Source organism: Pedobacter miscanthi (assembly GCF_003315595.1).
GTDB classification, from domain to species: domain Bacteria; phylum Bacteroidota; class Bacteroidia; order Sphingobacteriales; family Sphingobacteriaceae; genus Pedobacter; species Pedobacter miscanthi.
Map to the genome: position 1 here is coordinate 361,989 of NZ_QNQU01000003.1, position 13,537 is coordinate 375,525.

At 38.2% G+C, this 13,537-nt stretch carries 10 protein-coding genes; 8 read left to right on the forward strand and 2 right to left on the reverse strand.

The window, feature by feature from the left end:
* Nucleotides 1-78 precede the first annotated feature (78 nt).
* From DRW42_RS05210 to DRW42_RS05230, 5 genes are all read left to right on the forward strand, one after another.
* The gene (locus tag DRW42_RS05210; RefSeq protein ID WP_113947764.1) at nucleotides 79-1,872 is read left to right on the forward strand and encodes an acyl-CoA dehydrogenase family protein; all 1,794 of its coding nucleotides are present in this window, start codon (nucleotides 79-81) and stop codon (nucleotides 1,870-1,872) included.
* 174 nt (nucleotides 1,873-2,046) lie between these two features.
* Nucleotides 2,047-2,493 carry an FKBP-type peptidyl-prolyl cis-trans isomerase gene (locus DRW42_RS05215; protein WP_113947765.1) on the forward strand — a complete coding sequence of 149 codons (447 nt, stop codon included), beginning with the start codon at nucleotides 2,047-2,049 and terminating at the stop codon, nucleotides 2,491-2,493.
* A gap of 177 nt (nucleotides 2,494-2,670) precedes the next feature.
* Nucleotides 2,671-3,129 carry an FKBP-type peptidyl-prolyl cis-trans isomerase gene (locus tag DRW42_RS05220; RefSeq protein ID WP_244215197.1) on the forward strand — a complete coding sequence of 153 codons (459 nt, stop codon included), beginning with the start codon at nucleotides 2,671-2,673 and terminating at the stop codon, nucleotides 3,127-3,129.
* Nucleotides 3,130-3,132: 3 nt separating this feature from the next.
* Nucleotides 3,133-4,050 (forward strand): FKBP-type peptidyl-prolyl cis-trans isomerase, encoded by a 918-nt coding sequence (locus DRW42_RS05225; protein WP_113947766.1) that lies wholly within the window; start codon nucleotides 3,133-3,135, stop codon nucleotides 4,048-4,050.
* A 157-nt stretch (nucleotides 4,051-4,207) separates the two neighbouring features.
* Nucleotides 4,208-5,215, forward strand: a complete 1,008-nt coding sequence (locus DRW42_RS05230; protein WP_147243667.1) for a hypothetical protein — start codon at nucleotides 4,208-4,210, stop codon at nucleotides 5,213-5,215.
* An 8-nt stretch (nucleotides 5,216-5,223) separates the two neighbouring features.
* Here DRW42_RS05230 and DRW42_RS05235 read toward each other — a convergent pair whose 3' ends face one another.
* Nucleotides 5,224-6,519 carry a cryptochrome/photolyase family protein gene (locus DRW42_RS05235; RefSeq protein WP_113947811.1) on the reverse strand — a complete coding sequence of 432 codons (1,296 nt, stop codon included), beginning with the start codon at nucleotides 6,517-6,519 and terminating at the stop codon, nucleotides 5,224-5,226.
* A gap of 220 nt (nucleotides 6,520-6,739) precedes the next feature.
* On the reverse strand, nucleotides 6,740-7,642 hold the full coding sequence (locus tag DRW42_RS05240) for a TIGR01777 family oxidoreductase (protein WP_113947768.1): 903 nt from the start codon (nucleotides 7,640-7,642) through the stop codon (nucleotides 6,740-6,742).
* A gap of 170 nt (nucleotides 7,643-7,812) precedes the next feature.
* Here DRW42_RS05240 and DRW42_RS05245 point away from each other — a divergent pair, with 170 nt between their 5' ends.
* The 3 genes from DRW42_RS05245 (at nucleotide 7,813) to odhB (ending at nucleotide 13,477) form a co-directional block, all read left to right on the forward strand.
* The gene (locus tag DRW42_RS05245; protein ID WP_113947769.1) at nucleotides 7,813-9,087 is read left to right on the forward strand and encodes a DASH family cryptochrome; all 1,275 of its coding nucleotides are present in this window, start codon (nucleotides 7,813-7,815) and stop codon (nucleotides 9,085-9,087) included.
* A gap of 211 nt (nucleotides 9,088-9,298) precedes the next feature.
* Nucleotides 9,299-12,094 (forward strand): 2-oxoglutarate dehydrogenase E1 component, encoded by a 2,796-nt coding sequence (locus DRW42_RS05250; protein WP_113947770.1) that lies wholly within the window; start codon nucleotides 9,299-9,301, stop codon nucleotides 12,092-12,094.
* A 141-nt stretch (nucleotides 12,095-12,235) separates the two neighbouring features.
* A complete protein-coding gene (gene odhB / locus DRW42_RS05255; RefSeq protein ID WP_113947771.1) occupies nucleotides 12,236-13,477 on the forward strand; it encodes a 2-oxoglutarate dehydrogenase complex dihydrolipoyllysine-residue succinyltransferase in 1,242 nt (413 codons plus the stop codon).
* Nucleotides 13,478-13,537 lie beyond the last annotated feature (60 nt).

Here is a 13,537-nt window from a genome sequence, read left to right on the forward strand (position 1 = left end):
CTTGATACTCAAATCTTGATACTTACTACTGATATCTTGATACTCAAATCTTGATACTTGCTACTAGATAATAAAACAATGGAAACAACTGAAAAAAAGACAATTAAAGGTGGCGAATTCTTAATTAAAGATACCACTTATCAGGAAGTATTTATCCCTGAAGAATTTGATGAAGAGCAGCAGATGATTGCACAGACCTGTCGCGATTTTTTAGCTTCGGAAGTTTATCCCAATTTAGATAAAATCGATAAACAGGAAGATCCCGAACTCATGCCAACACTTTTAACCAAAGCTGGCGAACTGGGTATCCTGGGGGTTTCGGTGCCTGAAGAATACGGTGGTTTCGGGAAGAACTTCAATACATCCATGTTGGTTGCCGATGTGGTGGGCGCAGGACACTCTTTTGCCGTAGCACTTTCTGCACATACAGGAATTGGAACTTTGCCGATTTTATATTACGGTAATGAGGAACAAAAAGCAAAATATATCCCAAAACTGGGTTCGGGCGAATGGAAAGCAGCATATTGTTTAACTGAGCCAAATTCAGGATCGGATGCAAATTCTGGAAAAACAAAAGCCAAATTAAGCGAAGATGGTAAACATTATATCATCAATGGGCAGAAAATGTGGATTACCAACGGTGGTTTTGCCGATATATTTATCGTGTTTGCCAAAATAGATGATGATAAAAACCTAACTGCATTTATTGTTGAAAAGGAATTTGGTGGCATTACCATGAATCCTGAAGAACATAAAATGGGTATCAAAGGTTCTTCAACACGTCAGGTTTTCTTTAACGATTGCCCTGTACCGGTCGAAAATATGTTAAGCGAACGCGAAAACGGTTTCAAAATCGCTGTAAACATTTTAAATATCGGCCGGATCAAATTATCGGCTGCAGCGATCGGTGCTTCAAAAGCAACTTTAAATACAGCCATTAATTATTCGAATGAGCGGATCCAGTTTGGTCGTCCGATTTCGAAATATGGGGCCATCCGGTTCAAAATTGCGGAAATTGCTTCTAAACTTTATGCAGTAGATGCGGCGAATTACCGTGCCGGACAGAATATTGATGATACTTACGATCAATTGGTTGCTGGTGGAATGGAATCGGGTAAAGCAAGATTAAAATCTGTTGAACAATTTGCTGTAGAGTGTGCCATCCTGAAAGTTTGGGGATCTGAAGCATTAGATTACGCTGTTGATGAGGGTGTTCAGATTTATGGCGGTATGGGTTTCTCTGCTGATGCGCCAATGGACAGGGCTTACCGCGATGCCCGTATCAACCGGATTTTTGAAGGTACAAACGAAATTAACCGTTTATTAACTGTTGATATGATGTTGAAACGTGCCATGAAAGGAGAACTGGATTTAATGACACCGGCCACAGCGGTTGCAGCCGAATTGATGAGCATTCCGGATTTTGGCGAAGAAGATACCAGCTTATTTGCGGCAGAGAAAAAAGTACTTTCGAATTTGAAAAAAGCAACTTTAATGGTAGCTGGTGCTGCGGTTCAAAAGTTAATGATGACTTTAAGCAAAGAACAGGAAATATTGATGAACATTGCCGATATGGCAGGTTACGTTTATGTACTGGAATCTGCTTTATTACGGACTGAAAAACTGGTTAATACCCGCGGTGAAGAAGCATCTGCAGGTCAGTTGGATTTATTAAGGATTTACCTGGTAGAAGCAGTAGATGGTATTGCCAAAGCAGGTAAAGAGGCGCTTTGGGCTTTTGCCGAAGGTGATGAGCAACGCATGATGTTGGTAGGTTTACGTCGTTTTACAAAAGTAGAACCATTTAACGTTAAAGATGCACGCCAAAGAGTTGCGCAACAGCTTATAGAAGCGAATAAATATATTTTTTAAGTTAGAAGGTTAATGGGTTGAGGGTTTAAGGCTTGAGTGAAAATTCGAGCATTAAACCCTTTTTTGTTTTTCTGCTGTCATGCTGAGGTACGAAGCATCTGCAATTGATGAAACTGTGTTCCCAAAAAAATCGTAACCTTTAGCTTTATAATATTAAAAGCTTATTTTCGCGGCATGATTAAGTTTAGATTTCTTACAATACTCTTTTTATGTGTAGTTGCGGTTTCATCCTGTAAAAAAGATGAAGATCCTAAAAAACAGATTACCGATTTTATCCAGCAGAACAATATCAATGCGGTTAGGGATGCATCTGGTTTATATTATCAGATTATTAAACCGGGTTCTGGTTCTTTTACCTATCCGGCCAATACCAAAATCACCATCAAATATGAAGGTAGGTTGCTAAATGGCAGTGTATTCGACAACGGAGGTGGAAAAGAGCAGACATTCGACCTTGCTGGACTGATACAAGGCTGGCAGATTGGCATCCCCAAAATCCAGAAAGGTGGCGAAATCAGGTTGATCATTCCACCGGGTTTGGGTTATGGAAGTGGTGCTGTAGGTTCAATTCCGGGAAATTCGGTGTTGGATTTTACCATTCAGCTTTCTAATACTCAATAAGACTAAAGAAGAATACCGAAGCTGAAAATTTATATTGTCAATTTTTAATTAAGTTCCTGGTATTTTTACCTTTACCTAAACGCTTTAAAATTGTTAAAATAGGTTAAAAATTGTAGCATCCGTATTAAAAGCTTATTTTTGCGGATGATGGTTAAGTTTAGATATATAATTCTATTGGTGTGCTTGGCAGGATGTTTCGCAGCCTGTAAAAAAGATACCCCTGTTGATGATGGCTACGATCCTACTCCTCAGTTTAAGGCGGATACAGCTGCAATAAGTGCTTTTGTTAAAAACAATGCCATTACCGGGATAAAAGATCCAAACGGTATTTTTTATCAGATTATAGAACCTGGATCAGGTAATTTAACTTATTACACTTCTACCAAGATCACCGCAGATTATGAAGGCAGATTACTGAACGGTACGATTTTCGATAGTACCAAAGGTACACCGGCTTCTTTTCTTTTGGGAAATGTGATTTTAGGTTGGCAATTCGGCATTCAGAAAATACAAAAAGGTGGTAAGATCAGGTTAATTATACCATCTTACTACGCTTATGGAAGACAATCACCATCAAGCTCAGTTCCTGCAAATTCAGTGCTCGATTTTACTATAACACTTACAGACGTACAATAATAAATGAACAAATTTACTAAACTTGGCCTGTTTACACTTCTACTGGCTACTGTGATTTTCAGCTCTTGTAAAAAGGATTACGAGTCTATTGAAAGTATAGATGAAACAGCAATAAAATCATATATATCAAAAAATAATCTCACTGAAATGAAACCTGATGCTGATAAAACCGGGTTTTATTATCAAGTTACTAATCCTACTGACGGAACATTTTTTTTAAATCCGGATTCAGTATTTTATGATGTTACTGTGAAGTCGATGGAAACTGGTGGTACTTATCTGCAATCTCCAACCAATGGTAATTTGGGTACTTATGTGGGTTACTTAAATAATTTTTTCCAATCTTCATTATCAACATCTATTACATTTAATATTCCGGCACTCAGAACTGCAGTTTTGGGACTTAAACCAGGTGGAACCGCTAGGGTTTTATTACCATCTTATTTAGGTTTTGGCAAGAATGGTATTGGTCCAATTCCCTCTAACGAGAATCTTGATTTTATAATCAAAACTTACCCATACCGTAAACAATGGTTACTTGATGACGATAAAATAAAGAATTTTTTAACTGCTAAAGGCTTAACCGCTAGCACAACTAAGGATCCTAGTAGAATTTACTATATTGTTAATACAGCAGGTACAGGTGATCCCGTTAATGATATTGAAAGTACAGTTGTGATTAAGTATACAGGTAGACTTTTGGATGGAACAAGTTTCGATTCTTCAACTGATGGAACTTTCTCAACGACTTTAAAAGGGCTAATCCAAGGTTGGCAGATCTTAATACCAAAATTTAGGGTTGGTTCTAAATTTAGAATGTTTATTCCTTCAGATTTAGGATATGGAACTGGAGGAAATGGTGCCATTCCTCCTAATGCGGTTTTAGACTTTGATATTGAAATTGTAAGTGTTACAAATTAGGATAAATGTTATTCATTAAAAAAAATGCTCAACTATTAGTTGAGCATTTTTTTTAATGATATGTTTTTTTACATTTTATACTTTTTTAAGTAATAAGTTTTTTAACTTAATTTTTAGTTGTATGTTTGTTGTGTAAGGGAAAACATACAATTAATATATGAAAAACAAAATCAATTTACGCTGCCTAATACTACTTATGTTAGGTGTTATCTCAATCAGTTCGTGTAAAAAGGATGCCAGTGTTGGAAATCAGGATGAAAAACTTTTAACCAATGCTGTGAGTATTGAAAACGGATATCTGAAATTTAGAGATCAAAAAGCTTTTGACTCTTTATTAAGCGTTTTAGTAAAACCTGAAAATTTTAATTCAAAACCTAAAGAATTTCAAGATTTCAAATCTTACAGAGATGTTTACTTAGAAATAGCGAAGGAATATAAAAAACTTAATAATGTTCAAGCCTTCAATGAATTTAAGAATAAATATGCCAAAATAGTTGATATAAAGTCTGATAGTTCATTAACATACAAATCCAGAACCCCACTTTCAGCATTATTTACCAATTTGAAAGGTGAAGTTAAAATTGGTGATATTACCACTGTTTACACAAAAGATCAGAGAATGATATCTTATTCAGGTAAACACAAGAGTGATTTAGAAGTTAATCAGATTAGCCGAACGGATTTAACAAACGGAATATTTGTTACTAATATTTCGACTGGGAAGTCGATTTCAGGAAACAATCAGGCATCAACCGAAACTACTACATCGGCCATAAAATCTGAATTATACTATAACGAGGATAGCAAAAGAAGGCTGTTTGTTGATCTATGGCTAGAAAGTACACCTGTATCAGGATCAAGTAGTGCTAGTTTTAGATATTATTTTTCTTCGCGCCAGGAACTAAAAAAGACATTTGGTGGCTGGAGAACAAATGAGACAGATTATTACTTTAGTAATCTGAATTATAATTATGGATATAATCAACCTCCAATATTAAACCCACCAACAATTAATTTTAGTCTAGTAAGTTATAGTGTTGGTAATGCAACAGGACCTATAATTATTGATTTAGGGGTAACAAAAGGGTTTGCCCAATGGATTTCGGGCACTGGTCGCTTTTTTACCGGCGGCGTACCCAATGCACCTTCTTTTAATGTTAATTAATTAACAATTTAATTTAACGCCTCTTTAAAAACTTTTAAAACCCTTTCCCTTGCAAAAGTATGCTCAACTATTGGTTGGGCATATTTTTTTGTTCCAAATTCCGGTACCCACTTTTTAATGTATTCGAATTTAGGATCAAACTTTTTGGTCTGCAATTCGGGATTAAATACCCTAAAATATGGAGCAGCATCATTTCCCGATCCTGCTGCCCATTGCCAGCCGCCAACATTACTGGCCATTTCGTAATCCAGTAACTTTTCGGCAAAATAGGTTTCGCCCCAGCGCCAGTCGATCAGTAGATGTTTGGTTAAAAAACTGCCTACAATCATCCTTACACGGTTATGCATCCAACCTGTTTGGTTTAGTTGTCGCATGCCGGCATCTACAATAGGGTAACCGGTATTGCCTTCGCACCAGGCCTTAAACTCATCCTCTTTATTGCGCCATTTAATTTTATCGTATTGCTTTTTAAACGAGTCGGAAGCAGAGTAGGGGAAATGCCAGAGTATGGTCATGTAAAACTCCCGCCAGGCCAGTTCGGAAAGCCAGACGAGTGATTTTGCTTCAATGGCATCCTTTGCAGCTTTTCTGATGCTTAAAGTACCGAAACGGAGATGTAAACCAATATGTGTGGTGCCTTCCATTGCAGGAAAATCGCGTTCCCTGGCATAATTATCAAGTTTGTTTTTATAACTGATTTTTGGGAGCTCCAGTTTACTTTTTTCAAATCCCATTTCCTTTAATGTAGGGATTGGGAGATGTTTTGTTTTTAACAGATTTTTGAAGTATTTTTTTGTTGGATAAGCTTTTACATAAAAATCGTTCAGTTTGGCATGCCATTGTTTATAAAAAGGTGTAAAAACGGTGTAAGGTGTTTTGTCTGCTTTTAAAATTTCGTTTTTCTCAAAAATAACCTGGTCTTTATATGTTTTAAAGGCTATTTTTTCGCTGGTTAAAAACTCTGCCATATTATCATCCCGTTCGCGTGCATAAGGCTCATAATCATGATTGGTGTATACTTCCTTCACCTCGTATTCCTTTAAAATTTCGGGCCATATTTTCTCGGGTTCTCCATATTTTATCAATAAATCCGATCCGTGTTGCTGGAGCTCTTTTTTTAAATCCTCAATGGTCTGGTAAATGAAAGTTACCCGGGCATCATCTTTTGGTAGTTTATCTAATATGTTTTTGTCAAAAATAAAAAGTGGCAAAACCGGATATTCACTTTTTAAAGCATGGTACAAAGCTGCATTATCTGCTAAACGTAAATCGCGGCGGAACCAGTGAATGGAAATTGAGGTCATCGTATAATAATAATTTGTTTTAAGGATGGGATGGCGTTTGGTGATAAGCGTTCTGCGTTGGTTTACCAATTAATCCGGTTTGGCGTTAAGCGTTTGGCGCGATTAGCCAATTTAAACAATTAACCGATCATGCAGTTTGCAGTTCTCAGTTAGCAATTTAACAATTAAGCAATTTAACAATAAAACGCTTTACATCAATTAACCAATTTAAACATTTAACCTATTGATACAAATCCTTCAAAGCATCTTCCAAATGTGTAAATTTAAATTTATATCCGGCATCTAAAATTTTCTGGGCAGAAGTATTGTTACTCATTAAAACGGCTTCCACACGCTCTCCCAACAACAAAGCCAAAACTTTTTTCGGTACGTTAAATGGCCATACCGGGCGATGCAGTTGTTTTGCAATAGCTTTGGTTAATGCTGTATTGGTTACCGGAAAAGGTGCACAGGCATTGTAGCAATTTTCCATTTTAAGGTTTTCAATGGCTTCGATATACATTTCTACCATATCATCAATATGTAACCACGGTGTCCATTGTTTGCCTGTACCTAAAGCTGCACCAGCAAATAATTTAACGGGTTGGGCCAATTGCGGCAATGCACCACCTTTGGTACTTAAAACAATCCCTGTACGCAGTTTTACGATCCTTAAACTGAGTTTTTTGCCCTGATCTACCGCATCTTCCCAAAGTTTGCAGCATTCGGCCAAAAAACCATAACCGTTAGGGCTCTCTTCCGTTAAAATTTCGTCTCCGCAATCGCCGTAAAAACCTACAGCCGATGAAGAAACAAAAGTTTTAATCTGATGTTCGGGCTTTGATTTAATGGTTTTAAGAAGCAGTTCGGTCGATTTTACGCGACTGTCTATAATCTGCTTCTTTCGTTCATCTGTCCATTTTTTATCGGCTACAGGCTCTCCTGCTAAATGGATAACCGCATCTACACCGTTAAGGCAATTGGCATCAATGGTACCTTTATAAACATCCCATACAAAACTGTTTGGATCCTTACCCTTTTTTCTTGAAAGTGTATTAACCGTATAACCTTTGTTTAGTAAATGTTTTTTTAGCTCAGTGCCCACAAGTCCGGTAGCCCCGGTAATCAGAATCTTCTTTGCCATATTTTTAAAACACTAAAGATACGAAAGGGTTTTTTTGATGGACCTTAAAAAAGATGTTAATCGGGTTCTAATTCTTTTGTTACCTATTTGTAAAGAATTATTTAGGGGTTTGATGGAGCCGAAAAATAAGATAAATTTGTAAAGCGTTCTTACACCCTTTCCGATAAAAGATGTCCAAAAAAATTTTAGTCTGGTTTAGAAATGATCTCCGTTTGCATGATAACGAAATGCTGGTGGAGGCAATTGCTAAATCTGATTCGATTTTGCCCGTTTACATTCTCGATCGCCGTTCTTTTGGCGAAACCAAGTATGGTACGTTAAAAACCGGCAACATTAGAGCGCAGTTTATTTTACAGAGCGTTTTAGGTTTACGAAACGCTTTAAAACAGATTGGCGGTAACCTGCTTATTGCAGAAGGTAATCCCGAAGATATTATTCCGCAATTGGTACAGGAATACGAAATTACCGAAGTATACCATCACCGCGAAGTGGCCCGCGAAGAAACGCATGTTTCTACCCTTGTTGAAAATGCCCTTTGGAAATTGCGCATCAACCTCAAACATTTTATCGGTCATACCCTTTACAATAAAGAAGATTTACCTTTCCCGATTAAGGATATACCAGACGCGTTTAACCAGTTTAAAAAGAAAATCGAACGCGATTCGATCATTAAACCCTGTTTTGCCGCGCCAGATCGCATTAACGTGGCTGAAGTAATCGATTGGGGAACTTTATCATCTTTAGAAGATCTTGATCTTTCAGCGCAACAGAAAGACCAGCGTTCTGATTTCGAATTTACCGGTGGCGAGGGAGAAGGTTTAGCACATTTGCAAAAAGTGATTGTTGCCATGCAGCAGGCTGCTACAACCAAAAATTTAATCCTTGCCTCAAAATTATCTGCCTGGTTGGCAATGGGAAGTTTATCTCCACGCAAAGTATACTGGGAAATTAAAAAAATGGAAGGTGTGCCAAACACCAAAGCCATGTTTAACCATATTTTATTAGGCTTACTTTGGAGGGATTATTTCCGTTTTATGTTTAAAAAATACGGCAATACATTTTTTAATCCGGACGGATTTGGAAGTCAGGGGCCGGTTGATATAGAAAATGAGCAGGATAATTTTCAAAAATGGAAAAATGGCCAAACCGGTTTCGCTGTGGTTGATGCGGTAATGACGGAGTTAAACCAAACGGGTTTTATCTCGAATATTGCCCGGCAAACTGCTGCTTTATACCTGATTAATAACCTGGAAGTGAGCTGGATTTTCGGTGCAGCTTATTTTGAAGAAAAACTGATTGATTATAACCCTGCGAGCAACTGGGGCAATTGGGCCAATATGGCAGGGGTAGGAAACGATCAGAAACTGAAGAGCGTTTTCGATCTGGACAAAAATATTAAAAATCTCGATCCAAAAGGCAATTATGCTTTAACTTGGGCATCATAGTTGTACTGATTGAATGAATGATTATTCAATGATTGAATGACTAAATTTTGAAGGATTGAATTTGCAGATTTTTCAATCAGTTTAAGTTATATTTTTACCATTCAATCATCCGATCATTTCCTCATTCAATAAATCTTATTTTAATCGAGATTTTTGCCTTTTATATAAGGTAAAATTCTAATTTTGTAGTGCTTATAGTAAACAGTAAATAATGGATAGTTTATCTTATCTTAACGGCGCAAATGCCGAATACATAGATTCTTTATATCAGTCGTATCAACAAGATCCTGAATCAGTTGAATTTGGTTGGCAAAAGTTTTTTGAGGGTTTTGATTTTGGAAGAGGATCTGAAGCCCCGTCAGTAACAGCTGAAACTCCTGAACATTTTTTAAAAGAGGTTAATGTTTTAAACCTGATTGATGGCTATCGCAGCCGCGGTCACTTGTTTACGCATACCAATCCGGTGCGCGAAAGACGTAAACATTTACCAACTTTGGATCTTGCCAATTTTGGATTATCTGACGCAGACCTGGAAACGGTTTTCAATTCTGGTGTGGAGATTGGTATCGGTGCCGCAAAATTGAAAGATATTGTAGCCTTTTTAAAACAGACATACGCACACTCTATCGGTGCAGAATTTAAATTTTTACGTACACCAGAAGTGTTGAACTGGATTCAGCAAAAAATGGAAAGTGCACGTAATACACCAAATTTCTCTATTGAAGAGAAAAAACGCATTCTGCGGAAATTAAACGAAGCAGTAAGTTTCGAAAATTTTCTTGGAACAAAATTTTTGGGTCAAAAACGTTTCTCTTTAGAGGGCGCTGAGGCTTTAATCCCGGCATTGGATTCGGTTATCGAAAAAGGTGCTGAATTAGGTATCGAAGAATTTGTAATCGGTATGGCCCACCGCGGTCGTTTAAACGTGTTGGCCAACATCATGCAAAAAACCTACAAAGATATTTTTGCAGAGTTTGAAGGTAAAAGTTATAATCCTGATACTCCATTTGGCGGCGACGTAAAATATCACTTAGGTTACTCAACCGATGTAACTACCAATGCAGGTAAAAGTGTTCACCTGAGTCTTTGCCCAAATCCATCTCACCTCGAAACAGTGGATGGCGTGGTAGAAGGCATGAGCCGTTCGAAAATCGATTTCAAATATGGTGGCGATAACAGTCGTTTAGCACCAATTTTGATCCACGGTGATGCTTCAGTTGCCGGACAGGGTATTGTTTATGAAGTGATCCAGATGGCAGGCCTTGAAGGTTATAAAACCGGTGGAACCATCCACCTGGTAATCAATAACCAGATCGGTTTTACCACAAATTATAAAGATGCACGTACCAGTACCTATTGTACTGATATTGCAAAAGTGACTTTATCTCCGGTTTTTCACGTCAATGGTGATGATCCTGAAGCTTTGGTTTATGCGATTAATTTAGCAATGGAATACCGTCAGAAATACAAAAATGATGTATTTATCGATATTCTTTGTTACCGTCGTTTTGGCCACAATGAGTCTGATGAACCTAAATTCACGCAGCCGTTGTTATATAAAACCATCGAAAAACACCCTAATCCAAGGGAAATTTATATTGAGCAGTTAACTAAAGAAGGTAAACTGGAAGCTGGTTTGGCAAAAGAAATGGAAAAAGATTTCCGTGGTATTTTGCAGGAACGTTTAAACGAAGCCAAAGAATTTGTTGCCGGTAATGCTGAAGTTAAATTCGGTGGTGCATGGGCAGATTTACGTATGGCAACGCCTAAAGATTTCGAAACTTCGCCGGTTACCGCAGTTAAAAAATCTACTTTGCTTGAAATCGGTAAACGCATTACTGCTTTACCATCTAATAAAAAATTCTTCAAGAAAATTGAAAAATTATTTCTTGAGCGCACCAAAATGGTTAACGAAACACATGTTTTCGACTGGGCAATGGGCGAGCAGCTGGCTTATGGTACCTTGTTATCAGAAGGTAAACGTGTTCGTTTAAGCGGTCAGGATGTTGAACGTGGTACTTTCTCTCACCGCCATGCCGTATTAACGCTTGAAGATAGTGAGGAAGAATATGTACCGTTGGCAAACATTTCAGACCAGCAGGCACCGTTTGATATTTACAACTCACACTTATCAGAGTATGGTGTTTTAGGTTTCGAATATGGTTATGCTATGGCAAACCCGAATGCGCTAACCATCTGGGAAGCACAGTTTGGTGATTTCTTTAACGGCGCACAGATTGTAGTAGATCAATATATTGCAAGTGCCGAAACCAAATGGCAGCGCGAAAATGGTTTGGTAATGTTATTGCCTCACGGTTACGAAGGCCAGGGACCAGAGCACTCATCAGCACGTATTGAGCGTTTTATGGAGCTTTGCGCTGATTATAACATGCAGGTAACAAACTGTACTACTCCGGCAAACTTCTTCCACGTATTACGCCGTCAGTTTAAACGCGATTTCCGTAAACCTTTAGTGGTATTTACGCCAAAAAGTTTATTACGCCATCCGGCCTGTGTTTCTCCATTAGAAGAATTTACTGAAGGAGGATTTAAAGAAGTGATTGATGATGTAAATGCTAAAGTTGCTGAGGTAACCCGTGTTGTTTTCTGTAGTGGTAAAATCTATTACGAATTGCTGGAGAAACAACAGGCTGATAAAATCAAACATGTAGCTTTGGTTCGTGTAGAGCAGTTGTATCCAACTCCGGTTGATCAGATGGAAGCTATTCAGAAAAAATATAAAAATGCCAAAGAAATTTTCTGGGTACAGGAAGAGCCAGAAAACATGGGCGCATGGCCATATCTATTCCGAAGATTGTATAAAACCGCATTGAAAGGCATTGATGTAATTTCGAGAAGAGAAAGCAGCAGTACAGCAACCGGTTTTGCAAAACAACATGCTAACCAACAGGCTTATATTTTAGCTAAAGCTTTAGAAGTATCAGTTACAGAAGATGTAAAGGATATTGCTAAAAAGGCAACAAAAAAACTGGTTCAGATAGACTAGCGTTGAGCGCTGAGCGTTTGGCGTTTTGATGATTAATAAGATAGGTTTAAAGTGTAAGGTTTGAGGTTTAGGGTTAAGTACCCGGAACATCGAACTTTACAACATTTCAACCTTTAACGATAAAAACATAACATTACAAAAATGAGTTTAGAGATAAAAGTTCCACCTGTAGGTGAGTCGATAACCGAAGTTGTTTTATCACGTTGGATAAAAAACGATGGCGATGTTGTTGAAATGGATGAAGTAATAGCCGAGTTAGAATCGGATAAAGCTACATTCGAATTAACCGCAGAACAGGCAGGAACTTTAAAAACCATAGCAGCCGAAGGCGATACTTTAGCCATTGGTGCAGTAGTTTGTAAAATTGAAGATGGCGGTGCAGTTGCTAGTCCTAAGTCTGAAGCCCCAAGCCCTAAGTCTGATGCTCAGGCACCAGCTGCTGTTGCCGAAGCACCGAAGACTCAAGACTCTGGACTATCGACTAAGGACTCTTATGCCACAGGAACTCCGTCACCTGCTGCCGGTAAAATCCTTGCAGAAAAAGGAATTGATGCCGCTGCAGTAAAAGGTACTGGTGTTGATGGCCGTATTACCAAGGATGATGCTGTTAAAGCTGAAGCTGGTAAAAAACCAGAAGCACCAAAAGCCAGTGCACCGGTAGCTGCTGCTGCTCCTGCTGGTAGCCGTGGCGAGCGTCGTGAGAAAATGTCGCCTCTGCGCAGAACAGTTGCAAAACGTTTGGTTGCTGTTAAAAATGAAACCGCAATGTTAACCACTTTTAACGAAGTTAACATGAAGCCTATTATGGATTTACGCGGAAAATATAAAGACCAGTTTAAAGAGAAATTTGGAGTTGGTTTAGGTTTTATGAGCTTTTTTACCAAAGCCGTTACCGAAGCTTTAAAAGATTTCCCTGCGGTTAATGGTCGCATTGAAGGCGAAGAATTGGTTTATAATGATTTCGCTGATATTTCTATTGCGGTTTCTGCTCCAAAAGGTTTGGTGGTTCCGGTAATCCGTAATGCAGAAAGCATGACTTTGGCACAGATCGAAAAATCTGTTTTAGAACTGGCTTTAAAAGCTCGCGATAGCAAATTAACCATCGAAGAAATGACTGGTGGAACATTCACCATTACTAACGGAGGTGTATTTGGTTCGATGATGTCGACACCAATTATCAATGCCCCACAATCAGCCATTTTAGGTATGCACAACATTGTTGAGCGCCCGGTAGCTGAAAAAGGTGAAGTAGTAATCCGTCCGATGATGTATGTTGCATTATCTTATGATCACAGGATTATCGACGGACGTGAGTCGGTTGGCTTCCTGGTTCGTGTGAAACAACTGTTAGAAGATCCGGCTAGATTGCTTTTAGGCGTTTAACCCCTAAATCCCCTAAAGGGAACTTTACATATTTAGAAAGAAGTCAAGTTTTTAAAACTT